Origin of the sequence: Microbacterium sp., from assembly GCF_047607465.1 — a bacterium.
Classification (GTDB): Bacteria; Actinomycetota; Actinomycetes; order Actinomycetales; family Microbacteriaceae; genus Microbacterium.
Genome location: NZ_JASGCY010000033.1, coordinates 92,661 through 114,887, shown reverse-complemented (window position 1 = coordinate 114,887; position 22,227 = coordinate 92,661). Strand labels below are relative to the sequence as shown.

The 22,227-nt window shown below is 69.7% G+C and carries 21 protein-coding genes; 8 read left to right on the top strand and 13 right to left on the bottom strand.

Annotated elements, in window-relative coordinates; all coding sequences use genetic code 11:
• Positions 1–141 precede the first annotated feature (141 nt).
• Positions 142–792: an HAD-IA family hydrolase gene (locus QM568_RS04635; RefSeq protein WP_415136278.1), complete on the bottom strand. Its 651-nt coding sequence runs from the start codon at positions 790–792 to the stop codon at positions 142–144.
• A 289-nt stretch (positions 793–1,081) separates the two neighbouring features.
• On the opposite strand from QM568_RS04635, the gene QM568_RS04630 reads away from it, so the two are divergent.
• The gene (locus tag QM568_RS04630) at positions 1,082–2,530 is read left to right on the top strand and encodes a glyceraldehyde-3-phosphate dehydrogenase (RefSeq protein ID WP_415136276.1); all 1,449 of its coding nucleotides are present in this window, start codon (positions 1,082–1,084) and stop codon (positions 2,528–2,530) included.
• 24 nt (positions 2,531–2,554) lie between these two features.
• Entirely contained in the window at positions 2,555–3,619 is a 1,065-nt protein-coding gene (locus tag QM568_RS04625) for a winged helix DNA-binding domain-containing protein (RefSeq protein ID WP_415136274.1), read from the top strand.
• A gap of 304 nt (positions 3,620–3,923) precedes the next feature.
• Here QM568_RS04625 and QM568_RS04620 read toward each other — a convergent pair whose 3' ends face one another.
• Complete coding sequence (locus QM568_RS04620; protein WP_415136272.1) at positions 3,924–5,366, bottom strand: helix-turn-helix domain-containing protein; 1,443 nt, start codon at positions 5,364–5,366, stop codon at positions 3,924–3,926.
• A gap of 111 nt (positions 5,367–5,477) precedes the next feature.
• On the opposite strand from QM568_RS04620, the gene QM568_RS04615 reads away from it, so the two are divergent.
• The gene (locus QM568_RS04615; protein WP_415136270.1) at positions 5,478–7,340 is read left to right on the top strand and encodes a phosphoenolpyruvate carboxykinase (GTP); all 1,863 of its coding nucleotides are present in this window, start codon (positions 5,478–5,480) and stop codon (positions 7,338–7,340) included.
• A gap of 186 nt (positions 7,341–7,526) precedes the next feature.
• Positions 7,527–7,820, top strand: a complete 294-nt coding sequence (locus QM568_RS04610) for a hypothetical protein (protein WP_415136269.1) — start codon at positions 7,527–7,529, stop codon at positions 7,818–7,820.
• A gap of 145 nt (positions 7,821–7,965) precedes the next feature.
• On the opposite strand, the gene QM568_RS04605 is transcribed toward QM568_RS04610, so the two are convergent.
• Positions 7,966–9,969, bottom strand: a complete 2,004-nt coding sequence (locus QM568_RS04605; protein WP_415136267.1) for an ABC transporter transmembrane domain-containing protein — start codon at positions 9,967–9,969, stop codon at positions 7,966–7,968.
• 80 nt (positions 9,970–10,049) lie between these two features.
• Complete coding sequence (locus tag QM568_RS04600) at positions 10,050–10,256, bottom strand: AsnC family protein (RefSeq protein WP_415136265.1); 207 nt, start codon at positions 10,254–10,256, stop codon at positions 10,050–10,052.
• 266 nt (positions 10,257–10,522) lie between these two features.
• Between QM568_RS04600 and QM568_RS04595 the strand changes: the two genes are divergently transcribed.
• Entirely contained in the window at positions 10,523–10,747 is a 225-nt protein-coding gene (locus QM568_RS04595; RefSeq protein ID WP_415136263.1) for a type II toxin-antitoxin system Phd/YefM family antitoxin, read from the top strand.
• Between the two features lie 3 nt (positions 10,748–10,750).
• Entirely contained in the window at positions 10,751–11,140 is a 390-nt protein-coding gene (locus QM568_RS04590; RefSeq protein WP_415136261.1) for a type II toxin-antitoxin system VapC family toxin, read from the top strand.
• Between the two features lie 50 nt (positions 11,141–11,190).
• Here QM568_RS04590 and QM568_RS04585 read toward each other — a convergent pair whose 3' ends face one another.
• The 6 genes from QM568_RS04585 to ribD all read right to left on the bottom strand — a co-directional run bounded on the left by QM568_RS04585 (position 11,191) and on the right by ribD (position 16,624).
• Positions 11,191–12,651 (bottom strand): MFS transporter, encoded by a 1,461-nt coding sequence (locus QM568_RS04585; RefSeq protein WP_415136259.1) that lies wholly within the window; start codon positions 12,649–12,651, stop codon positions 11,191–11,193.
• Between the two features lie 160 nt (positions 12,652–12,811).
• On the bottom strand, positions 12,812–13,168 hold the full coding sequence (locus QM568_RS04580) for a Fe-S protein (protein ID WP_415136257.1): 357 nt from the start codon (positions 13,166–13,168) through the stop codon (positions 12,812–12,814).
• A 48-nt stretch (positions 13,169–13,216) separates the two neighbouring features.
• Positions 13,217–13,690 (bottom strand): 6,7-dimethyl-8-ribityllumazine synthase, encoded by a 474-nt coding sequence (gene ribH, locus QM568_RS04575; RefSeq protein ID WP_415136255.1) that lies wholly within the window; start codon positions 13,688–13,690, stop codon positions 13,217–13,219.
• Complete coding sequence (gene ribA, locus QM568_RS04570) at positions 13,687–14,949, bottom strand: GTP cyclohydrolase II (protein WP_415136253.1); 1,263 nt, start codon at positions 14,947–14,949, stop codon at positions 13,687–13,689. The genes ribH and ribA overlap by 4 nt, the downstream gene beginning before the upstream one ends.
• Positions 14,946–15,596: a riboflavin synthase gene (locus tag QM568_RS04565; RefSeq protein ID WP_415136251.1), complete on the bottom strand. Its 651-nt coding sequence runs from the start codon at positions 15,594–15,596 to the stop codon at positions 14,946–14,948. The genes ribA and QM568_RS04565 overlap by 4 nt, the downstream gene beginning before the upstream one ends.
• Positions 15,596–16,624 carry a bifunctional diaminohydroxyphosphoribosylaminopyrimidine deaminase/5-amino-6-(5-phosphoribosylamino)uracil reductase RibD gene (gene ribD, locus QM568_RS04560; protein WP_415136249.1) on the bottom strand — a complete coding sequence of 343 codons (1,029 nt, stop codon included), beginning with the start codon at positions 16,622–16,624 and terminating at the stop codon, positions 15,596–15,598. The genes QM568_RS04565 and ribD overlap by 1 nt, the downstream gene beginning before the upstream one ends.
• A 345-nt stretch (positions 16,625–16,969) precedes the next feature.
• Between ribD and QM568_RS04555 the strand changes: the two genes are divergently transcribed.
• The gene (locus tag QM568_RS04555; RefSeq protein WP_415136247.1) at positions 16,970–17,296 is read left to right on the top strand and encodes a rhodanese-like domain-containing protein; all 327 of its coding nucleotides are present in this window, start codon (positions 16,970–16,972) and stop codon (positions 17,294–17,296) included.
• A gap of 23 nt (positions 17,297–17,319) precedes the next feature.
• Here QM568_RS04555 and QM568_RS04550 read toward each other — a convergent pair whose 3' ends face one another.
• Genes QM568_RS04550 through QM568_RS04540 form a run of 3 tightly spaced genes read right to left on the bottom strand, consistent with a single transcriptional unit; the run spans position 17,320 to position 18,580 of the window.
• A complete protein-coding gene (locus tag QM568_RS04550) occupies positions 17,320–17,715 on the bottom strand; it encodes a type II toxin-antitoxin system VapC family toxin (RefSeq protein ID WP_415136246.1) in 396 nt (131 codons plus the stop codon).
• A complete protein-coding gene (locus QM568_RS04545) occupies positions 17,715–17,978 on the bottom strand; it encodes a type II toxin-antitoxin system Phd/YefM family antitoxin (RefSeq protein ID WP_415136244.1) in 264 nt (87 codons plus the stop codon). Before QM568_RS04545 ends, QM568_RS04550 begins: the two co-directional genes overlap by 1 nt.
• Positions 17,979–18,016: 38 nt before the next feature.
• The gene (locus tag QM568_RS04540; protein WP_415136242.1) at positions 18,017–18,580 is read right to left on the bottom strand and encodes a GNAT family N-acetyltransferase; all 564 of its coding nucleotides are present in this window, start codon (positions 18,578–18,580) and stop codon (positions 18,017–18,019) included.
• A 72-nt stretch (positions 18,581–18,652) separates the two neighbouring features.
• Here QM568_RS04540 and mfd point away from each other — a divergent pair, with 72 nt between their 5' ends.
• On the top strand, positions 18,653–22,222 hold the full coding sequence (mfd, locus tag QM568_RS04535) for a transcription-repair coupling factor (RefSeq protein WP_415136240.1): 3,570 nt from the start codon (positions 18,653–18,655) through the stop codon (positions 22,220–22,222).
• Positions 22,223–22,227 lie beyond the last annotated feature (5 nt).

The following is a 22,227-nucleotide window of genomic DNA, read 5'->3' as shown; positions in this document are numbered from 1 at the left end:
GGCCGCGCGCCCGGGCCGCGCGCCTCGTGCGCCGGGCCCCGCGCGCTGCGCACACCCTCGGCGGGCCGGTCCTTTCTGGCGAGGGCGGGCACATCGGGAGAACCCCGCACCGCGGGCGTTCGCTCTCGATCGTGCTCGCCGTCAGCCGATGTGCAGCGCGAACCCCTCGGCGGCCGGCGCCACCGACACCCGCGAGAGGTCATCGACATGGAACTCGGGGGAGTGCGCGCGGGCAGCGGCGCCGACGCCGACGACCCGCATGCCGGCGGCGTGGGCGGCCTGGATGCCGGCGTCGGAGTCCTCGAAGACGACGCAGTCGGCAGGGGCGACGCCGAGCATCTCGGCGGCGCGCAGGAAGCCCTCGGGGTCGGGCTTGGAGCTGGCGACGCTCTCGGCGGTGATCGCGAGCTCGGGGATGGCCAGGGCTGCCTCGCCCATGCGCGCCTTCATGAGGGTGGCGTCGGCCGAGGTCACGATGGCGTGCGGGTGATCACGAAGGGCCGTCAGCAGACGGTCGGCGCCGGCGATCGCGACGACGCCGTCGACGTCCTCGGCCTCGTTGGCGAGCATCTCGGCGTTCTCGCGGAGGTTGATCTCATGGTCGCGCTCCGGCAGCAGGATCGCCATGCTCTGGTGCCCCTGCCGTCCGTGGATCACGCTGAGCACGCGTTCGCGACTGAGGCCGTGGGGCTCGGCCCAGGCCAGCCAGAGCCGCTCCACGACGGCGGTCGAGTCCACGAGCGTCCCGTCCATGTCGAGCAGCACGGCGCGGGCGGGGACGATCTCGGTCATGTCCTCCAGGGTAGTCGGGCGCGCGATCCGCAGGGCCCGCCAGCTCTGCGGCGCGAACGGCGACGGGGCCACCGTTGCGCTCGCCGCGGCATCCGCTCTTCACGGTGCCGGAGGAGGCCCGCGCGAGGCGATCCGCGCGCTGAGCTCACGCGGCGCCGCTGTGGGCCTCTGCCGGAGTCAGGTTTCGTCGGAGGGCGCGCGTCCGCGTACGCTGGAGGCATCCCCCGAGCTCCACCCGGCGATTGCGCGCGCCGGTCACCCTTCGGCGCGCGATCACAGAGAAGCAAGGATGCGGATGACCGACGAACACGGCCTCGAATGGCGCGCACGCGAAGAGCTCGCCGAGCGGATGATCCCGCTTATCGGCTCCCTCAAGCGCGAGCGCGACGCGATCACCTCGCTGCACGGCCACCGGCTCCTCGGCCTCACGGCCACGGGCATCGTCGACGTGCACGAGCGCATCGCGCAGCTCGGTCATGCCGAGGTGTCGATCGAACAGACCCTGGCGGTGCTTGAGGGCGTGCACGCGCTCGCGCCCGGCGCCGCATCGATCGACATCGCGCGTCTCGTCGATGGGCACGCGGCCAGCGGCCTGGCGCTCGAGGAATACCTCGCCGAAGCGCTGGCGCCGGCATCCGGAGCGGTCTCCGCCGAGCCCACCGACGTCGTGCTCTACGGGTTCGGCCGTATCGGGCGCCTGCTCGCCCGCATCCTCATCGCGCACACCGGCGGCGGCAGCGGTCTGCGCCTGCGGGCCATCGTCGTGCGCCGCGGCTCCGACAACGACATCGTCAAGCGCGCCTCGCTCCTCCAGCGCGACTCGGTGCACGGCAGCTTCGCGGGCACGGTGACCGTGGATCTCGACACCGAGCAGATCATCGCGAACGGTACCCGCATCCAGGTCATCTACTCCGACGATCCGGCTTCCATCGACTACGCCGCCTACGGCATCCACGACGCGATCGTCGTCGACAACACCGGACGCTGGCGCGACGAGGCCGGACTTTCGCAGCATTTGCGCTCGAACGGCGTGGCCCGTGTGCTGCTGACGGCGCCGGGCAAGAGCCCGCTGAAGAACATCGTGCACGGCATCAACCACGACACGATCGACGCCGCCGACCGCATCCTGTCGGCGGCGTCGTGCACGACCAACGCCATCACCCCGGTGCTCGCCGCGATCGACGAGGCGTACGGCGTCGTGAAGGGGCATGTCGAGACCGTGCACTCGTTCACGAACGACCAGAACCTCATCGACAATTTCCACCGGGGCGACCGCCGAGGGCGTTCGGCGGTGCTGAACATGGTCATCACCGAGACGGGCGCCGCCAAGGCCGTGTCGAAGGCGCTGCCGCAGCTCGAGGGCAAGCTGACCGGTAGCGCGATCCGCGTGCCCACCCCCGACGTCTCGCTCGCCGTGCTGCACCTGACGATTGAACGCCCGGCGACGAAGGAGCAGGCGAACGACTACCTGCGCCGGGTGTCGCTGCACTCGAAGCTGCGCCAGCAGATCGACTACGTCGAATCCCCCGAGGTCGTCTCCACCGACTTCGTCGGCTCGCACCGCGCCGGCATCGTCGACGGACTCGCGACCGTCGCCTCTGACGACACCCTCATCCTCTACGTCTGGTACGACAACGAGTTCGGCTACTCGTGCCAGGTGATCCGGGTGCTCGAGACGATGGCCGGTTCGCACCCGGTCGTCATCCCGGCCCGTCGCGAGGTGATGCTGGAGGCGTGAGGCGGAGCAGGGCAGGATGGGCGCATGACGCCTCGCGCCCTGCTCTCCGAACGCCTACGCTCGCACCGCCTGAGCGCTCCCGCCCGGTCGGTGACGGATGCCGCCGCGCACATGCTCGCGGTGCAGGCGCAGGACTTCGTCGCGGGGCGCTGGGCGCTCGGCATCCGCTCCTCCGGCTCGCCCACGCTGTCGGGGGTCGACCGAGCCTTCGCGCGCGGCGATCTCGTGCGCTCGTGGACGATGCGGGGCACGCTGCACATCATCCCCGCCGTCGATCTGCGCTGGGTGCTCTCGGTGACGGGGCCGCGCCAGCAGGCGCAGTCCGCGAACCGGCGGCGCGACCTCGGCATCGACGAGGCGCTGCTCGAGCGGGTCGCTCGCGAGCTGCGGGTGCGTCTCGCCGACGGCGGTCGCACGCGGGGCGAACTGTTCGAAGACCTCGCAGCCCTCGGGATCGATCCGACGGGCCAGCGCGGCGTGCACATCCTCGCCGAGCTGTGCATCGAAGGTGTGCTCGTGCAGGGACCGGTCGTCGCGCGGGACGGGGCGGTCGCCCGCGAGCAGCTCTTCGTGCTCGCCGACGCGCACATCACGGCGGATGCTCGACCCGATGATCCGCTCGCCGAGCTCTTCGTGCGCTACATCGACGGACACGGCCCGGCCGGTGTCGCCGACTTCGCATGGTGGTCCGGGCTCACTCTCACCGCAGCCCGCGACGCGGTCGAGCGTTCACGGCACCGGGTGAGCGAGGTCGAGGAGGGGCTGTTCGTCGCGGCATCCCGCCCCCGGCGTGCCCGCGGCGCCGACGACGGATGCCTGCTCGCGCTGCCGATGTTCGACGAGTTCTACATCTCCTACGCCGACCGCAGCACTGTCGCCGATACCGAGGCGATGAGGCGCATCGGGCCGGGGAAGAACGGCATGGTGCGTGCGAGCCTCGTCGGCGGCGGGCGGATCGTCGGGGCGTGGACTCATTCGGCTGCGGTGGGGCGGCACCGCGACGCTCCCGCCGCCGAGCCTTTCGTGGACCTCGCCCCGGAGGCCGTCGCCGTGGCTCTGCAGCGCTACAGCGATTTCGTCACCGGCTGACCCGGGCGGCGGGCGCCGGGCCGACCTGCGGGCGGCGGGTGGCGCGCCGGCCCCTCGTGTCGCGCTGCTGTTTCTCGTGTCGCGCTGCTGTTCTCTTCGTCGCGCTGCTGTTTCTTGCGTGGCGCTGCTGTTTCTCGTGTCGCGCTGCTGTTCTCCGCACGCGCTACTGGACTTTCAGCCGCGCGTGCGGGAAAGAGCCGCGCGACGAAGAGAAGAGCCGCGCGACGAAGAGAAGAGCAGCGCGACGAAGAGAAGAGCAGCGCGACGGGACGATGCGAGGGCCGCGCGTCGCCCCGGCATCCGCTCACTCCACGGCGTGACGGCCGAGGAAGTCGTACACCTCGTTGTCGTCGACGCCCGGGAACGCGCCGCGGGGGAGCGGTGAGAACATGTGCGTGTGCACCCGGGCGCTCGGCCAGGCCCGGCCCTGCCACCGCTCGGCGAGCTCGGCGGGAGGGCGGCGGCAGCAGGCCTCGTCAGGGCAGGCCGACACGGCGCGGTCGGACGTCTCCCGTCCGCGCCACCAGCGGGCGTCGTCGAAGGGCACGCCTACGGAGACCGAGAACTCGCCGTCGGTAGACAGGCCGGTCTGGGTCGCGCACCAGAAGGTGCCGGAGGGCGTGTCGGTGTACTGATGGTGCTCGGTGGTGCGGTTCTGCTGCTCGAACGCTCTTCGGGCCTGGAACTTGCGACAGACGCGCTGGCCCTCGACGGAGCCGGTGACGTCCATCGGCAGCGGCAGGTCGTCGTTCTCGTAGACCCGCGTGATCGCCCCCGTCTCGTCGACGCGCAGGAAGTGCAACGGAATGCCGAGGTGATGGGTGATGAGGTTGGTCATGCGCATGCCGGCGCCCTCGTGGGTGACGCCGAAGGCATCGCGGAAGTCCTCGACGGCGAGGTTGCGGTCCTTCTTCGCCTGCTGCAGGAAGGCCACCGCCGCGGTCTCGGGCATGAGCGCGCAGGCGGCGAAATAGTTGATCTCCAGCCGCTGCTGCAGGAAGTCGGCGTACGAGGTGGGCGGGCGGTGCCCGAGCAGGCGGTGAGCCATGGCTTGCAGCGCCATCGATCGGAGGCCGTGGCCGCCGGGGATGGATGCCGGGGGCAGGTAGATGCGCCCGTTCTCCAAGTCGGTCACGGACCGGGTCGAATGCGGCAGATCGTTGACGTAGATGAGTTCGAAGCCGAGCTTCTCGGCCATGATGTTCACGGTGCGGTGGGTGAGGGCGCCCTGGGTGTGCCCGGCGGCGCGGAGCTGCTTCTCGGCGAGCTTCTCGATATCGGGGAGGTAGTTGTTCTGGGAGCGCATGCGCAGTCGCAGCTCGGTGTTGGCGCGGCGCGCCTCCTCCGGGGTGGCGATGGCCTCCCGCTCACGGCGCTGCAGCTCGCGGTGCAGTCCCAGCACCGATTCGATGGTCTCGTCGCTCATGCCCTTCGTCACGCGCACCGGAGCGATGCCGAGCTGACGGAAGACGGGGCTGTCCTGTGCACGCTCGAGCTCGATCTCCAGCGCGGCTCGGCGGTTCGGCGGCTCGCCCGAGATGAGGTCGGCGACCTCGGTGTGGGTGGCGAGGGCGATCGCCTGCAGCAGCGATAGCTTCGGCTCGCGCTTGCCGTTCTCGATGAGGCTGAGCTGGGAGCCGGCGACGCCGACGAGGGCGCCGAGTTCGTCGAGCGTGTATCCGTTCTCGAGGCGGTGGTGGCGGATGCGGTGGCCGAGGGTCGTGAGATGGATGCCGGAAGGAGCCATTCCTTGATCATAACGAAAGAACCGATGTTCTTATCACCCAGAATCGCCGAAAGCTCTGTCGATATGGGAAGAAGATGGTCCTAACGCCCCCGACTTGAAGGAGCAGTAGTCATGGCCATCGCCGACGTCTTCACCACCAGTGCAGCATCCGCCCCCTCCGCGCGTGCCTTCGGAACGGCGCCGACCTATGACACCCCTGCGATGGCTGAGCTGACCGCGTGGGTCGACGAGATCGCCGCGCTCACTCAGCCCGCCGACATCCACTGGGTCGACGGCTCCCGCGCCGAGAACGACTGGCTTCTGCGCGGTCTGGTCGCCGAGGGCAAGCTCATCAAGCTCAACCCCGAGTGGCGTCCCGGTTCGTACCTCGCCCGCTCGCACCCCAGCGACGTCGCCCGCACGGAGGGGCGGACGTTCATCTCCTCGGAGCGCGAAGAGGATGCCGGCCCCACCAACAACTGGGCGCCGCCCGCCGAGATGCGCGCGACGATGACCGAGATCTTCGAGGGATCGATGCGGGGACGCACGATGTACGTCGTGCCGTTCTCGATGGGCCCCGTCGGCGGCCCGCTCTCGCACATCGGCGTGCAGGTCACCGACAGCGCCTACGCCGTCGCGTCGATCGGCATCATGACGCGCATCGGTGACGCCGTCACCCGGCAGATCGCGGACGGCGCGCCGTGGGTCAAGACCGTCCACTCGGTCGGCGCTCCGCTCGCTCCCGGACAGGCCGATGTCGAGTGGCCGTGCAACGACGACAAGTACATCGTGCACTTCCCCGACACGCTCGAGGTCTACTCCTACGGCTCGGGCTACGGCGGCAACGCGATCCTCGCGAAGAAGTGCTTCGCTCTGCGCATCGCGTCGGTCATCGCGCGTGACGAAGGCTGGCTGGCCGAGCACATGCTGCTCATCAAGGTCACCTCCCCCGAGGGCAAGGCGTACCACGTCGCCGCCGCATTCCCTTCGGCGTGCGGCAAGACGAACCTCGCCATGCTCCGCCCGACCATCCCCGGGTGGACCGTCGAGACGATCGGCGACGACATCGCCTGGATCCGCCCCGGTGAGGACGGCCGCCTGTGGGCGATCAACCCTGAGGCCGGCTTCTTCGGCGTCGCGCCCGGCACCGGCGAGTCGACCAACGTCACCGCGGTCGAGACGCTGTGGGGCAACACGATCTTCACGAATGTCGCGCTCCGCCCCGACGGCGACGTGTGGTGGGAGGGACTGACCGATCAGGCCCCTGCGAACCTCATCGATTGGGAGGGCAACCCTTGGACGCCGGATTCTGGCCGTCCTGCCGCGCACCCGAACTCGCGCTTCACCGTATCGGCGGCGCAGTGCCCGCAGATCTCCGCGGACTGGGAGTCGGCGGTTCCGCTCGATGTGATCCTGTTCGGCGGACGCCGCGCGACCAATGTGCCGCTCGTCGTCGAGGCGACCGACTGGACGCACGGTGTGTTCCTCGGCTCGAACATTTCGTCCGAGCGCACCGCTGCAGCCGAGGGCACCGTCGGAGAGCTTCGTCGCGACCCGTTCGCGATGCTCCCGTTCTGCGGATACAACATGGCCGACTACTTCGCGCACTGGCTCAAGGTCGGCGGCAGCCTGCGCTTCGACCGCGCACCGCGCATCTTCCAGGTCAACTGGTTCCGTCGCGGTGCGGACGGTCGCTTCCTCTGGCCCGGATTCGGCGACAACTCGCGCGTCGTCGACTGGATCATCCGCCGCATCTCCGGCGAGGTCGGCGTGGTGGAGAGCCCGATCGGGCGGCTGCCGCTCATCGAGGACCTCAACCTCGACGGGCTCGACGTCCCCGAAGAGGACCTGCGGGAACTGTTCGAGGTCGACCCCGAGGCGTGGAAGGCCGAAGCCGACCTGACCGAGGAGTTCTACGGCACTTTCGGAGACCGGTTGCCTGCGGCTCTGCGCTCCGAGCTGGCATCGCTGCGGTACCGCCTGGCGAGCGCCTGACAGAGACCGGGCGCCGGCATCGGGGGATGCGGCGACCACCAACGAGGAGGCGGGATGCTCGGGCCGAATGGTCCGGCATCCCGCCTCCTGCTTTTTCGCGCTGCGCTGCTGTTCTTGGGCTGTTGTTCTTGGGCTGCGTTGCTGTTCTCGCGTCGCGCTGCTGTTCTTGGGCGTCGCGCTGCTGTTGTGGGCGTCGCGCTGCTGTTCTTGGGTGTCGCGCTGCTCGAACCGGCAGGCGCTGCAGAACTTTCGACAGTGCGTGCGGACTTCAGCCGCGCGGACACCGACGGCGTGACGCGGATGCAGGTTCGGATGCGCTCCAGCATCCGCTCTTCCCTGCGACCGCTGTCCGGCCGCATCCGTCGCGCTGCTGTTCTGCGCGTCGCGCGGCTGTTCGTCCCCTCGCGCGGCTATTCTCCGCAGACGCTGCTCGATTTCCTGCAGCGCGAGCGTGGAATAGCAGCGCGACGCAGAAAGTGACAGCGCGACGCAGAATGTGACAGCGCGACGCAGAGAACGACAGCGCGACGCAGAGAATGACAGCGCGACGCCGGAAACGACAGCGCGACGCCGGAAATGACAGCGCGACGCCGGAAATGACAGCGCGACGGTCGCGCGGAGCCGGTCAGGCGAGGAGCTGGTGACGGGCGAGGTCGCGGTACAGCGGCGTGGACTCGATGAGCTCGGCGTGGGTGCCTTGCCCGATGACGACCCCGTCCTGCAGCACGACGATGAGGTCGCTGTCGACGACCGTCGACAGCCGGTGCGCGATGACCACGAGGGTGCGCTCCGCCGAGGCGGCGTCGATCGCCTCGCGCATGCGCTGCTCGTTCACGCCGTCCAGCGACGAGGTCGACTCGTCGAGCAGCAGGACCGGCGCATCGGTGAGCAGCGCACGGGCGATCGCGAGGCGTTGACGCTCGCCGCCGGAGAGCATCACGCCGTCCTCGCCGACGGGCGCATCGAGGCCCAGCGGATTGCGCTCGAGGACGTCTCCGAGGTTGACCGCGCGCAGCACGCGCTCGCAGTCGGCGTCGGATGCCGAGGGCGAAGCCAGGCGCAGGTTATCGGCGAGGGTTCCGGCGAGGGTCGGGGCGTCCTGCTCGACGTAGCCGAACCGCGAGCGCAGATCTGCGCGGGGGTAGGTTCGCGCGTCGTGGCCGTCGATGCGGATCGAACCGCCTGTGGGGTCGTAGAAGCGCTCGAGCAGCGAGAGGATCGTGCTCTTGCCTGCACCGCTCGGGCCCACCAGCGCGACGCGCGAGCCGCGCGGCACACGGAACGAGACCCCGCGCAGCACCTCGCGGGGTTCTGCGCCGGTCGAAGGCGTCTCTTCTCGCTGCGCTCGCTTGACGACCTGGGCGTGCTGGAGGGGTGCGGGCTTTTCGTCTCGCTGCGCTCGCTCGACGACCGGGGCGGGCTGCTGCGCTCGCTCTGCGACCGGGCTCGCCTGGGGGTCGACATGCGCGTCGGCGAGCAGTTTCCTCGCCTCGGCGGTCGCCTTCTCGCGCGCGGCGACAACGTTCTGCGGATAGTGGAAGCGCACGTCGACGAACTCGATGGCGGGGCTGTCCGCCGCGGGGGTCTCGCGGGGGAGGGAGGCGGCGATCTCGGCGTCAGCCTGGTCTTCGGCGGGGAGGTCGAGGACTTCCTGGATGCGCCCGAGGGCGCCGAGCGCCTGGTTCACCGACGTGATCGCTCCGAAGGTCGAGGCCAGCGGCATCACCATCATGAACAGGAACATGATGAACGTGATGAGGGAGGCGATCGAGATGGCGCCGGCCGCGACGCGGAATCCGCCGACCCCGAGCACGACGAGCAACGACAGCTGCAGGGCGATGCCGGCGACGGGCACGACGAGCGAGGAGATCTTCGCGATGCGTACGCCGATGCCGTAGGCGTCGGCTGCGAGGGCCGAGACCGCGGCCGTCTCGCGCTCGGTGGCGCCCGAGGCGCGGACGGTGCGGATCGATCCGACGGCGCGCTCGACACCGGAGGCGAGTTCGCCGACCTTGACCTGCTGGGCGGCGGATGCCGAGCGGATGCGGCCGCTGAGGGCGACCACCACGACGACCGAGGCGCCGATCACGACGACGATCAGGATCAGCAGCACCGGGTCGATGACGAGCATGGCGATGAGCGCGCCGACGAAGAGGAGCGTGTTGCCGACGGCATCCGCCAGTCCCTGCGTGAGCACAGCGTAGAGGAGCGTCGTGTCGGTGCCCACGCGCGAGACGAGGTCGCCGGTGCGGCGCGCGTCGAACTCGCTGATCGGCAGGTGCAGGATGCGCGCGATGAGCTTGCGGCGGCTCGAATGCACGACCGCGGTTCCGGTGCGCTGAAGCAGGTAGTGCTGATAGCCGGAGATGATCGACGACACGATCACGAAGCCGACCAGGAGCCAGACGAGGATGCCGATGGTCTGCTCGGTCTGCACGGCCTCGATGACCTGGCCGACGAGCAGCGGCTGGACGAGCGAGGTCGCGCTGCCTGCGACGCTGAGGATCGCGACGACGACGAGCGTGCGCTTGTGCTCGAAGAGGAAGGGGAGGAGCTGGCGGAACGTGGCGCGCGGACCGTCCTGCTGCGCGCCGCGACCTCGTCGGCGGGATGTCGCCGGGCTGGACATGCGGAACCTCGATCTTCAGGTGTTGTACTTCGACCGTACTTCGCGCCGAGGCGGAGTCTGTGGATGGGCTGTGTGCGTCGTCAGCGATGCCCGAAGCGGCGATGCGCGGCCTGTTTGGTCACGCCCAGCGCGCTGGCGATGGCCTGCCAGGAGTATCCGAGGTTGCGTGCTCTGCGCACCTGGCTCTCCTCCGCGCGGGCGATCTCCTGTCTGAGGGCGGCGAGGCGGTGCAGCTCGGAGAGCGGCTCGCCGCCCTCGGCCTGTCCGACAGCCGCGGATGCAGTCATGGGGCACCTCCTTTGTCAATCTTCATTGACGCCTGTCGCGATGTCAACATGAATTGACGGTCCCGTCCTGCGGCCGCTGTAGCGACAAGCATGCGACCGGCGCTGCCGAGACGGCATCCCGATGACTCGGCGGCGGGCAGGGAGATGCTGTCGCTGGCGTTGCTGCACCTCCCCGAGCAGCGTGCTGCGGATGGCCGCGGCGACCTACGGAGATCCGGTTGGTCTCGTTCATTGACCAACAAGACCAACCGGCCTAGTCCCGCGGCATGAAGGCCGTGAAGGTGCAGTACGCGAAGACCCATCTGTCGGCTCTGCTCGCTGCCGTCGAGCAGGGGGAGGAGATCGTGATCTCGCGCGGGGATCGGCTGGTCGCGCGGCTCGTGCCGCTCACGGAGAACGCAGAACGAGAGCTCGGATTCCTCGCCTACGAGCTGCCTGATTCCTTCTTCGACGACCTTCCGGAGGACGAACTCGCCGTCTGGGAGAAGTGAACCATGCAGTACCTGCTCGACACGCACGCCGTCCTCTGGGCGCTGCTTTCGCCGGAGAAGCTGAGCGATGACGCGAGACGCGTCATCGTGGCTCGATCGTCCGTCGTCGTGGTGTCCGCAGTGTCGGCGTGGGAGATCTCGACCAAGCAGCGGATCGGCAAGCTTCCGCATGCGGAGGGGCTCGTGCTGCAGTACGCTGTCGCGCTCGATCGTCTCGGTGTCGACCGGCTGGCCATCACGGACGAGCACGCGCTCCTCTCCGGCGGACTCGCGTGGTCGCACCGCGACCCGTTCGATCGCATCCTCGCTGCGCAGGCTCTGTCCGAGTCGATGACGCTGATCACGGTAGACGCCACGTTCCAAGCGGTCGATGGGCTGCGCACGCTGTGGTGACGTGAGAGCGGACGCGACCAGCTCGGGTCGCGTCCGCTCGTATCAGGACATCACTGCTCGACGGCGGCTGCGACCCCGAGGTCCTCTTCGTAGTCGTGGTCCTTCGTCTCGGGTGTGAGAATCAGCGCCACGAAAGTGAGGACACCCGACGCGGAGAGGTAGATGCCGACCAGCCAGGGCGAACCACCCGCCCATTCCCAGAGCTTGAGGGCGATGAGCGGCGCGACCGCCGCACCGAGGATCGACGACACGTTGTACGAGATCGCCGAGCCCGAGTAGCGCACGTTCGTGGGGAACAGCTCGGGCAGCAGCGCGCCCATGGGACCGAACGTGGCGCCCATCAGCAGGAAGCCGAACACGAGGAACGCCTGCGTGAGTGCGCCGGTGAACTTCGCATCGAGCGCAGGCAGCAGGAAGGCGTTGAAGGAAAGGCCGAAGACGATGATGAGCCCGGTGACCCACAGCAGCAGCTTGCGCCGGCCGACGGCGTCGGCGATCGGCCCTGACAGCAGGGTGAAGATGCCGAAGAACACGACGCCGATGATCTGCATGAGCACGAAGTCGGTGTACCCGAAGCCGAGGCCGGGGTAGAACTGCGCGGCGAACGCCGCCGCGTCGAAGTCCTTGCCCGCGGCTTCTGCGGCCGCCTGAGCAGCGGCGGAAGCCGTCTCGAGGGATGCCGCCTTGGTGCCGTACGCGAGCGTGAAGTTCGTCATCAGGTAGAACAGCACGTAGGTGGCGAGCATGATGAACGTGCCGAGGATCAGCTGCTTCCAGTGGTGGCGGAACACGGTGGCGAGGGGGAGCTTGCGGATCGCGCCCTTCTTCTCGGCCTTCTTGAACGTGTCGGACTCGACGAGCTTGAGCCGCACCCACAGGCCGATGATGACCATGACGGCCGAGAACAGGAACGGGATGCGCCAGCCCCACGACAGGAACGCCTCGGACTTCAGCGCCGGGTTCTCGGCGTGGGGCAGGATCCAGTTGATCGCGAGGAACAGCAGGTTCGCGATGATGAAGCCGAGCGGGGCGCCCAGCTGCGGGAAGGTGCCGTACCAGGCGCGCTTGCCCTGCGGTGCGTTCTCGGTGGCGACCAGCGCCGCCCCCGACCACTCGCCGCCGAGTGCGAAGCCCTGGGCGAGACGGAGCACGAGCAGGAGGATGGGGGCGAGGTAGCCCACCTGCTGGAAGTTCGGCAGGAGCCCGATGAGGAAGGTCGCGATGCCCATGGTGAGCAGCGACGCGACGAGGGTGGCCTTGCGACCGTGCTTGTCTCCGAAGTGGCCGAAGACCATGGCGCCGATGGGGCGTGCGACCATGGCCGCGCCGAACACGGCGAACGACGACAGCAGCGATGCGGTGTCGTTGTCGCTCGGGAAGAAGAGCACCGGGAAGACGAGCACGGCCGCCGTGGCGTAGGCGTAGAAGTCGTAGAACTCGATCGTCGTGCCGACGAGGCTGGCGGTGATGACGCGCGAACGGGGATTCGCGGGCGCTGCAGTAGAACTCAAGATGTTCCTCCGATCATCGCTCCGCACTGGGGAGCGGGGCACCGGGGAGTTTACGCCTGCCTGAGTGTTCGCTGGAGGATTTCCGTCACCGTGTGGCGGCCACGGTCCAGGCAGTCGCTCCTGTCGGGGCGGACCCGTGCCGGAACGGATGCGGGTCGGGTCACCAGATCGCGGCGATGGCGGCGTTCGCCGCGGTGAGGATGCCGACCAGCCAGAACATGGCCGAGGGAAGGGCCGCCCCGCGCTTCTGCCGCGCGGTGCCGATGCCGAGGAGCGCCCCGATGGCGAGGAGGATCACCAGCTTCGTCGCGATCTTCGCGTAGTTCAGCTCGACGCCGTCGGGCAGACCCCAGGGGGCAGCCAGGGCGAGGCCTGCGATCGCCGCGATCGTCATGCCGAAGCTCATCAGCCGCGTGAACTCGCGCTTGCCGCCGAAGGCCTGCACGGCCCAGGCGCCGAAGAGCATGGCGAAGCCGATGAGGTGGACGAACAGCACGAGGTGGCGCAGGGTCTCCATGCGCCTCACGCTACGCCGCGCGTCATCGCGTCGCCAGGAAGGCGAACCTCAGCCGCGCAGCTCCCTGATCACCAGCGCAGTGCGCAGCGCCGCCTCCGCCGCCTCCGCGCCCTTGTCCTCCTTCGACCCCGCAAGGCCCGCGCGGTCCAGCCCTTGCTGCTCGTCGTCGAGGGTGAGCACGCCGAAGCCGACGGGCCTGCCGGCGTCGAGCGACACGCGGGTGAGCCCGTCGGTGGTGGCGGCCGACACGTACTCGAAGTGCGGGGTACCGCCGCGGATGATCACGCCGAGCGCCACCACGGCATCCGCGCCGCTGGCGAAGGCGGCTTGTGCCGCGACGGCGAGCTCGAACGATCCGGGGACGCGGACGAGGCGATGGGTCGCGTTCGCGGCGTTCAGCACGCGCTCCGCACCGGCGATGAGCCCGTTCGTGATCGTCTCGTGCCACGTGCCGGCGATGATGACGACGTTCAGACCGCGTCCGTCGATGCTGCCGGTCTCGGGGGCTCCTGCGCCGCTCATGCGTGGTCCTTTCCTTCGGCGAGGGCCTCTGCGAGCTCCGCCTGATCGATGAGGTGACCCATGCGGTCACGCTTGGTTTCGAGGTACTGATGGTTGTTCGGGCCGACGCCGACGATCAGCGGCACCTGCTCGACGACGTCGAGTCCGAGCTCGCGCAGCTGCTTCACCTTGTCGGTGTTGTTCGTCAGCAGCCGCACCCGCGAGATGCCGAGATCGCCGAGGATGCCGGCGGCGGCCGCGTACTCGCGGGCGTCGGCGGGCAGGCCGAGTGCGAGGTTGGCGTCGACGGTGTCCAGGCCGTCCTCCTGCAGGCTGTACGCCCGCAGCTTGTTGATGAGTCCGATGCCGCGCCCTTCGTGACCGCGCATGTAGATCACGACGCCGCCCTCCTGCGCGATGGCGTCGAGCGCCGCGTCGAGCTGCGGACCGCACTCGCACTTGAGAGACCCGAACGCCTCGCCCGTCAGGCACTCCGAGTGCACGCGCACGAGAGCGGTCTCGCCGGGCTCGCCGGACACCACGGCGATGTGGTCGGTGCCGCTCACGCGGTCCTTGTACGCGAGGAAGCGGAAGGAGCCGTGCGATGTCGGCACCGTGGCGTCCGCGCGCAGGCTCACCCGCCGGGTGGGGGTGGCCGAGGCGCCATCCGGGTCGATCTCGTCGAGGTGGGCGATGAGCTGCTCGATCGTGATGACGGGCACGCCGTCGCGCGCGCCGAGCTCGAGGAGCCCCGGCATCCGCATCATGCTTCCGTCTTCGGCGACGACCTCGGCGATCGCACCGACCGGGCGGAGCCCTGCGAGCTTCATGAGGTCGACGGCGGCCTCGGTGTGGCCGCTGCGTTCACGCACGCCGCCATCGACGGCGCGCAGCGGCAGCACGTGACCGGGGCGGATGAGATCGCCGGCGGTCGAGGCCGGGTTCGCGAGCACGTTCAGCGTGAGCGCGCGGTCGTGGGCGCTGATGCCGGTGGTCACGCCCTCTGCCGCATCGACGCTGATCGTGTAGGCCGTCGACCGCGCGTCCTCGCTGACGGCCACCATGGGCTGCAGGTTGAGGCTGTCGGCGAGATCGGTGGGCATCGGCGCGCAGATGAAGCCGGAGGACCAGCGCACGGTCCACGCCACCCACTCCGGGGTGGCGAGCTCGGCCGAGAGGATGACGTCGCCCTCGTTCTCGCGGTCCTCGTCGTCGGCGACGAGCACCGGGCGTCCTGCGCGCAGCGCGTCGATCGCCTCGGCGATGGTGGAAAGGCTCATCGCGTGCCTCCTTCTTCGGTTGCGTTCGCGCGGAACGCGAGCAGCCGCTCGACGTGGCGAGCGAGGATGTCGGTCTCGAGGTTCACGCGGTCGCCGACTGCACGGATGCCGAGCGTGGTGGCCGCGAGCGTCTCGGGGATCAGCGAGACCTCGAACCAGCACTGATCCTGGATCCCCGAGCCGGTCGGTGGGGCGCTGACGGCGCTCACCGTCAGCGAGGTGCCGTCGACCGCGATGGAGCCCTTGTCGACGACGAGAGGGGCGAGGTCGGAGGGCAGCGAGATGCGCAGCACGCTCCACTGGGCGCCGGGTCGCACCTCGAGCACCGTTCCGGTGCCGTCGACGTGACCCTGCACGATGTGCCCGCCGAGGCGGGCGCCCACGGGCATCGCCTTCTCGATGTTGACGCGCGTGCCGACGGCGGCTCCGCCCAGGGCCGCCACATCGAGCGTCTGCTTCATGACGTCGGCGTCGAAGGTGTCGGTGGTCGAACCGACCACGGTGAGACACACACCCGACACCGCGATCGACTCGCCGTGCACGGCATCCGCTGCGGCCTTCGGGGCGCGCACGGTGAGGCGCCAGCCGTCGCCGGAGGGTGCGATGGCGGTGATCTCGCCCATCTCCTCGATGATTCCGGTGAACATCAGTCGTCTCCTTCTTCGTGCGTGAAGCGGGCGATGGCGAGCAGATCCGCGCCGAGCGGCACCCACTCGTCGATCGTCAGCCGTCGCGCGGCGTTGATCGTCGGCACGCCGATGTCGGCAAGGGCGAGGCGGTCGCCCCCAAGCAGCACGGGCGCGATGTACGCCAGCACCCGATCGGCGAGGCCTTCCGCGATGAAAGCGCTCGCGAGCGTCGGCCCGCCCTCGACGAACACGCGCTGCACGCCGCGCTCGCGCAGGTCGGCGACGACCTCGTGCAGGTCGTGCGTGGCGTAGAACAGGGGGGAGAGCGGATGCCGGTGCACCGCCGCTGCGGACGGAGTCTCCCGCGTGCCGATGACGACCGGGACGGGCTGGTGGGGAAGCAGCCGCTCCCCGTCGCGCGCCGTGAGCGCCGGATCGTCGGCGAGCACGGTGCCGGTGCCGACGACGATGGCGTCGGAGTCGGCGCGGCGCCGGTGCACATCGGCGCGCGCGGCGGCGCCGGTGATCCACTGGCTCGTCCCGTCCGCCGCGGCGGCGCGGCCGTCGAGGCTCTGCGCCCACTTGACGATGATCTCGGGACGGCCGAGCCGCTGCACGGTGAGCCATCCGTCGATGAGAGCGTGCGAGGCATCCGCCTGCTCCCCGCCGTCGACTTCGATGCCGGCGGCGCGCAGCCGGTCGGCACCGCCGCCGGACTGCGCCCCCGGGTCATCGAGGGCGTAGACGACGCGGCCGATGCCCGCCTCGATGAGAGCCTGTGCGCAGGGGCCGGTGCGGCCGGTGTGGTTGCAGGGCTCGAGGGTGACGACGGCGGTCGCTCCGCGGGCATCGCCAGGGGCGAGCTGAGAGAGCGCATCGACTTCAGCGTGCGGGGTGCCGGCGCCGCGGTGCCAGCCCTCGGCGAGGACGTCGCCGGCGGGGGAGAGGATGACGGCCCCGACCTGCGGGTTGATCCCGCGGGGTCCGAGGACCGCGAGCTCGAGCGCGCGGCTCATCGCGCGGCGCTCCGCCTCGGTGACTGCCATCCGTCGTCCTCACGTCGAGGCTCCGGGGTTCGCCAGGGCATGGCAACGCGAAAGGCGCCGTGCTGCCTCCCTTCCGGACTAGCGAGATCTCTCTCGCATCACCGTCGGTTCCGGAATTCCACCGGATCGGAACCTCGATGGATCGAGGCTCTCGCGGACTGTCACCGCCGGTTCGGATTCTCACCGACCCCGGAGCACGTTGATGCTCCGAGTGTACCCAACAGCTCCGACACCATTTCATTCCGCGTCATGCGGGTTCACGTAAGCGTCGGTGCGGCTCAGGGGGCTTAACCTGAATGACGAGCAGTATCCGTCCGTATGACCGGATCCAACCAAGGAACCAGCATGACCGCGAACGTCCGCACCGTGACCGTCGATGAGGCCGCTGAGATCGTCGAAGCGGGCACGCACACCGTGTTCGACGTGAACTCGCCGCAGCGTTATGAGCAGGGCCACCTGCCCGGCGCGATCAACATCGCCAAGGATGACGTCGCCGGCGCGCTGCCCGCGGACAAATCCGCTCCCGTGCTGTTCTACTGCGGCAGCATCACGTGCCAGGCGGCTCCCAACGCCGCCGCTTTCGCTGCGGCACAGGGGTACGCCGACGTCAGTGTGCTCAGCGCCGGGATCTCGGGCTGGGAAGAGGCGGGCCGTCCGACCGAGACGGTCTGAGCCCTGCGCCGCTGAGCATCCTGTCACCGCGGCGCCACAACGGGCAGGCCGAGGGCGACGGCCGCTTCCGCCATGCGGTCGTCGTATGTCACGACGGCCTCGAGCTCGTCGCCGAGGATGAGCGCTGAGGCGAGGTGGATGGCGTCGAGACTCCGCATTGCTGCAGGTGTCAGATCGCCCGCCCGGTCCAGCAGTTCGGGAGTGAGGGCGAGCAGTGTGATCCGTCGAAGCAGATCGCGTGCGCGAGACACGGCCGCCGCGTCGACGGAGGAGCGCAGGATCGCTCGGCGCAGTTCGGTGCGGGCGAGGTCGCTGGTGGCGAAAGCCACGCCGCTGTCGGTGATCCAGGTGCGCAGCGCAACCGACTCCTGCTCCGGAACGATCAGCTTCACCAGAGCAGAGGTGTCCGCGTAGTGCATCAGTATCGCTCTTCGTCGCGCAATGCGTGCAGCGCGTCGCCGAGCGTGCCGGAACCCGTCAGAGGGGGGAGATCGGCGAGGGGGCTCAGCGGCGGACGGGCGCGCCCTGTGTCGATCAGGCCGGCGAGGACGGACTGGGGCGGCGGTGCCAGTCGTGCGACGGGGCGGCCCCGGTCGGTGACGGTGATCGTCTCACCGGAGGCGACGCGGCGCACGGCCTCGGAGGCGTTCTGGCGCAGTTCGCGTATCCCGATGCTACTCATGTGCTACATTGTAGCACCTAAGGGTCCAGTGCTCGGAGTCACAGCACCGACCACTCGACGGGCGTGCGGTCGTCAACACTGAGCAGGCCGGCCGTCCAGCCGTCGTCGCGACCGCGCAGGCTGGTCAGCGCCTGACGCTGCAGGCCCTCGTAGCGGAAGCCGAGCGCGCGGGCGGCCCGGGCCGATGGCACGTTGCCGACGACGGCGCGCCAGCGGATGCGGGCGAGCCCGAGATCTGCGAAGCCGAAGTCGATGACGGCGCGGGCGGCCTCGACGAGGTAGCCCCTGCCCCGAGCCTCGGCGGCGACCCAGTAGCCGAGTTCGGCGTCGCCGCCGGTGTGGTGCTCGGCGATGCGATGCAGGCCGATGGAGCCGACCAGCTCGCCCTCGCGGAAGACGCACCAGACGGCCTGGGTGCCCTCTGCCCACCATTCGCCGACGAGGCGGACGTAGCCCTCCGCATCTTCGCGCGTGTACGGACTCGGCACGGTGGTCCACTTCGGGATCGCCGGGTCCTGGCACGCTGCGGTGATCGCGTCGACGTCCGTCTCGTCCGGTGCGCGCAGCACGAGCCGCTCGGTGGTCAGTGTGACGGGACTCATCCCGGCATCCTATGTGCTCCTCCGGCACGGTCCCTGGCACCCGTGTCGGAGGCCCGGGACTAAGCTTGTCCGGTGACTGTTCCGGGGATTCTGCGCGCCTTGGAAGAGGCGAACCTGTACCGAGACGCCCTCACCTGGGCGCACACCGACGCCGATCTCGGCCTCGTCGACGGGCTCGACGCCCCGGCGCTCGCCGGCCTCCTCGCTACGCGCGCCGAGGCGGGGCATCCCGCCGCCCTCCTCGCGGTGGTGCCCACCGGCAGGCGGGCGGAGAGCCTCGCCCAGGCGCTCGCCGCCTACATCCCGGATGCCGAGGTGCTCACCTTCCCGGCGTGGGAGACCCTGCCGCATGAGCGGCTGAGCCCCAGCCCCGACACCGTCGGCCAGCGGCTGCGGACGCTGCGTCGCATCACGCAGTGGCACGGTCGGCATCCGCTCGTCGTCGTCGCCTCCGTGCGCGCCGCCCTCCAGCCGATCGCCGGCAACCTCGGCGAGATCGCCCCGCTGGAGCTGAAGCTCGGCGGCCGCGGCTACGACCTCGACGCCGTGGCTGAGCAGCTCGTCGAGCGCGCCTATTCGCGCGTGGACATGGTGTCGCGCCGCGGCGAGTTCGCCGTGCGCGGCGGCATCCTCGACGTGTTCCCGCCGGTGTCCGAGCATCCGTTCCGCATCGACTTCTTCGGCGACGAGGTCGACCAGATCCGTGCGTTCTCCGTCGCCGACCAGCGCTCGCTCCCCGGAGACGTGCCCCTCGTCGATCTCGCCCCGAGCCGCGAGCTGCTGCTCACGCAGGACGTGCGCGATAACGCCCGCGCGCTGAAGGACGCGTTCCCCGCCATCGCGGGCATGCTCGAGAAGATGTCCGAGGGCATTCCCGTCGAGGGCATGGAGTCGCTCCTGCCCGCGGTCGCAGGTCCCCTGAAGTCGCTCGCCGAATACCTGCCCGCAGGGTCGGCGACCGCGGTCGTCGACCCCGAGCGCTCCAGCGCGCGCGCGATCACGCTCGGCGAGACGAACCGCGAGTTCCTCGACGCCGCCTGGAGCGCGGCGACCTCGGGGGCGTCGGCGCCGATCGACCTCGGCGCCGGAGACTTCCTCACGATCGCCGAGATGCGCGAGGTGGTGCGTGAGCGCGGCGGCGTCTGGTGGCGCCTCAGCCCGTTCGCGATCGGGGGTGCGGATGCCGAGACCGTCGAGGCCTCGGTCATCCCCGCCTTCCACGGCAACGTCGACGGGGCGATCTCCTTTGTCGATGCCAAGGTGCAGGAGGGGTGGCGGGTCGTCGTCATCGCCACTGGCACCGGCCTCGTCGATCGTGCGCGAGATGTGCTCTCCGATCGCGGGATCGCCGCGCGCATCGTCGACGACCTCGTCGACGCCCCGGATGCCGGTGTCGCGACCCTCACGACCGGATCCGTCGAGTCCGGCTTCCAGGTGCCGGAGGCCAAGCTCGCCGTCCTCACCGACAACGAGTTCTATGGGCGCACGATCGGCGGCGACCAGCGGGTCGTCAAGAAGCTCGCCTCGCGGCGCAGGAACGTCGTCGACCCGCTGCAGCTCAAGCAGGGCGACTTCGTCGTGCACGCCACGCACGGCATCGGCCGCTTCGTCGAGATGACCCGGCGCGAGGTATCGACGGGCGGGCGCAACGCCACGAAGTCGACCCGCGACTACCTCGTCCTCGAGTACGCCCCGTCCAAGCGCGGCTACCCGGGCGACAAGCTGTTCGTGCCCACCGACCAGCTCGACCTGCTCTCGAAGTACGTCGGCGGCGAGGCGCCGACCCTGTCGAAGATGGGCGGCAGCGACTGGGCGGCAGCCAAGGGCAAGGCTCGCAAGGCTGTGCGCGACATCGCCGTCGAGCTCGTGAAGCTGTACTCCGCGCGCATGAGCGCGAAGGGGCACGCTTTCGGCCCCGACACCCCTTGGCAGCGCGAGCTCGAGGAGGCGTTCCCCTTCGCCGAGACTCCCGACCAGCTGCAGACGATCGACGAGATCAAGGCCGATATGGAGCGGCCGATCCCGATGGACCGGCTGCTGTCGGGCGACGTCGGCTTCGGCAAGACCGAGGTCGCCGTGCGCGCTGCGTTCAAGGCCATCCAGGACGGCAAGCAGGTCGCGATGCTCGTGCCGACGACGCTGCTCGTCAAGCAGCACCTCGAGACCTTCACCGAGCGCTTCGCCGGGTTCCCCGTGAAGGTGCGCCCCCTCTCGCGGTTCCAGACCGACAAAGAAGCGCGCCTGACTCTCGCGGGGCTCCTCGACGGCACCGTCGATATGGTCATCGGCACGCATCGCATCCTCACCGACCAGGTGATGTTCAAAGACCTTGGGTTGCTGATCGTCGACGAGGAGCAGCGCTTCGGCGTCGAGCATAAGGACGCGCTCAAGAAGCTGAAGACGAATGTCGACATCCTCGCCATGAGCGCCACACCGATCCCGCGCACGTTGGAGATGGCGGTCACCGGCATCCGCGAGATGTCGACCCTTGCCACGCCGCCAGAGGACCGGCATCCGATCCTCTCCTTCGTCGGGCCTCGCAGCGACAAGCAGATCGCCGCCGCGATCCGCCGCGAGATCCTTCGCGAGGGACAGGTGTTCTTCGTGCACAACCGGGTGCAGTCGATCCAGCGGGCCGCCGCCGAGCTCGCCGAGCTCGTGCCAGAGGCGCGTATCGCCGTGGCGCACGGAAAGATGGGCGAGCACCAGCTCGAGCAGGTCGTCGACGACTTCTGGGAGCGCAAGTACGACGTGCTCGTGTCGACGACGATCATCGAGACGGGCCTGGACATCTCGAACGCGAACACCATCATCATCGACCGCGCCGACAAGTACGGTCTCAGCCAGCTGCACCAGCTGCGCGGGCGGGTCGGACGCGGACGTGAGCGCGCCTACGCCTACTTCCTCTACGACGACGCGAAGCCGCTCAGCGAGACGGCGGCCGACCGGTTGCAGACGATCGCGGTGAACAACGACCTCGGCTCGGGCATGCAGGTCGCGCTGAAAGACCTGGAACTGCGGGGGGCCGGCAACCTGCTCGGTGCCGAGCAGGCCGGGCACATCGCGGGTGTCGGCTTCGACCTCTACCTGCGCATGATCGGCGAGGCCGTGGCGACGTTCCGCGGCGAGGAGGTCGAGAGCGGGCAGGAGCTGCGGCTCGAGCTGCCCATCGACGCGCGGATCCCCGAGGACTACATCGACAGCGAGCGCCTGCGGCTGGAGGCGTACCAGAAGCTGTCCGCGGCATCCGCGGCGACGGCGAAGGACGAAGCGATCGACCTTGTGATCGAAGAGCTCGCCGACAGGTATGGTGCGCTGCCGACCGAGGCCGAGGGGCTCATCGCCATCGCCCGCCTGCGGCGGCGCGCCGCGCGCGCCGGCCTCACGGATGTCGTCACGATGGGCTCGAACCTGCGGATCGCCCCGGCGCGCTTCGAGGACTCGATCAAGGTGCGCATGCAACGGCTCTACCCGAAGGCGAAGCTCGTGGCCGGGGGAGAGGCGCTCGTCGTGCCGATGCCGACGGTGCCCGCGGCGGTCGGCGTCGGACTCGAGCCTCTCTCCGACACGGCGCTCATCGACTGGGTCGCTCAGCTGCTCACCGCGCTCTTCCCCGAGCCTGCCAAGGCCGAGGCGTCCTGAGCTCG

Excerpts from the sequence above, each read along its gene's own strand:
- QM568_RS04635 (WP_415136278.1), bottom strand. The coding sequence starts at position 792 with ATGACCGAGATCGTCCCCGCCCGCGCCGTGCTGCTCGACATGGACGGG.
- QM568_RS04630 (WP_415136276.1), top strand. The coding sequence starts at position 1,082 with ATGCGGATGACCGACGAACACGGCCTCGAATGGCGCGCACGCGAAGAG.
- QM568_RS04625 (WP_415136274.1), top strand. The coding sequence starts at position 2,555 with ATGACGCCTCGCGCCCTGCTCTCCGAACGCCTACGCTCGCACCGCCTG.
- QM568_RS04620 (WP_415136272.1), bottom strand. The coding sequence starts at position 5,366 with ATGGCTCCTTCCGGCATCCATCTCACGACCCTCGGCCACCGCATCCGC.
- QM568_RS04615 (WP_415136270.1), top strand. The coding sequence starts at position 5,478 with ATGGCCATCGCCGACGTCTTCACCACCAGTGCAGCATCCGCCCCCTCC.
- QM568_RS04605 (WP_415136267.1), bottom strand. The coding sequence starts at position 9,969 with ATGTCCAGCCCGGCGACATCCCGCCGACGAGGTCGCGGCGCGCAGCAG.
- QM568_RS04600 (WP_415136265.1), bottom strand. The coding sequence starts at position 10,256 with ATGACTGCATCCGCGGCTGTCGGACAGGCCGAGGGCGGCGAGCCGCTC.
- QM568_RS04595 (WP_415136263.1), top strand. The coding sequence starts at position 10,523 with ATGAAGGCCGTGAAGGTGCAGTACGCGAAGACCCATCTGTCGGCTCTG.
- QM568_RS04590 (WP_415136261.1), top strand. The coding sequence starts at position 10,751 with ATGCAGTACCTGCTCGACACGCACGCCGTCCTCTGGGCGCTGCTTTCG.
- QM568_RS04580 (WP_415136257.1), bottom strand. The coding sequence starts at position 13,168 with ATGGAGACCCTGCGCCACCTCGTGCTGTTCGTCCACCTCATCGGCTTC.
- ribH (WP_415136255.1), bottom strand. The coding sequence starts at position 13,690 with ATGAGCGGCGCAGGAGCCCCCGAGACCGGCAGCATCGACGGACGCGGT.
- ribA (WP_415136253.1), bottom strand. The coding sequence starts at position 14,949 with ATGAGCCTTTCCACCATCGCCGAGGCGATCGACGCGCTGCGCGCAGGA.
- QM568_RS04565 (WP_415136251.1), bottom strand. The coding sequence starts at position 15,596 with ATGTTCACCGGAATCATCGAGGAGATGGGCGAGATCACCGCCATCGCA.
- ribD (WP_415136249.1), bottom strand. The coding sequence starts at position 16,624 with ATGGCAGTCACCGAGGCGGAGCGCCGCGCGATGAGCCGCGCGCTCGAG.
- QM568_RS04555 (WP_415136247.1), top strand. The coding sequence starts at position 16,970 with ATGACCGCGAACGTCCGCACCGTGACCGTCGATGAGGCCGCTGAGATC.
- QM568_RS04550 (WP_415136246.1), bottom strand. The coding sequence starts at position 17,715 with ATGCACTACGCGGACACCTCTGCTCTGGTGAAGCTGATCGTTCCGGAG.
- QM568_RS04545 (WP_415136244.1), bottom strand. The coding sequence starts at position 17,978 with ATGAGTAGCATCGGGATACGCGAACTGCGCCAGAACGCCTCCGAGGCC.
- QM568_RS04540 (WP_415136242.1), bottom strand. The coding sequence starts at position 18,580 with ATGAGTCCCGTCACACTGACCACCGAGCGGCTCGTGCTGCGCGCACCG.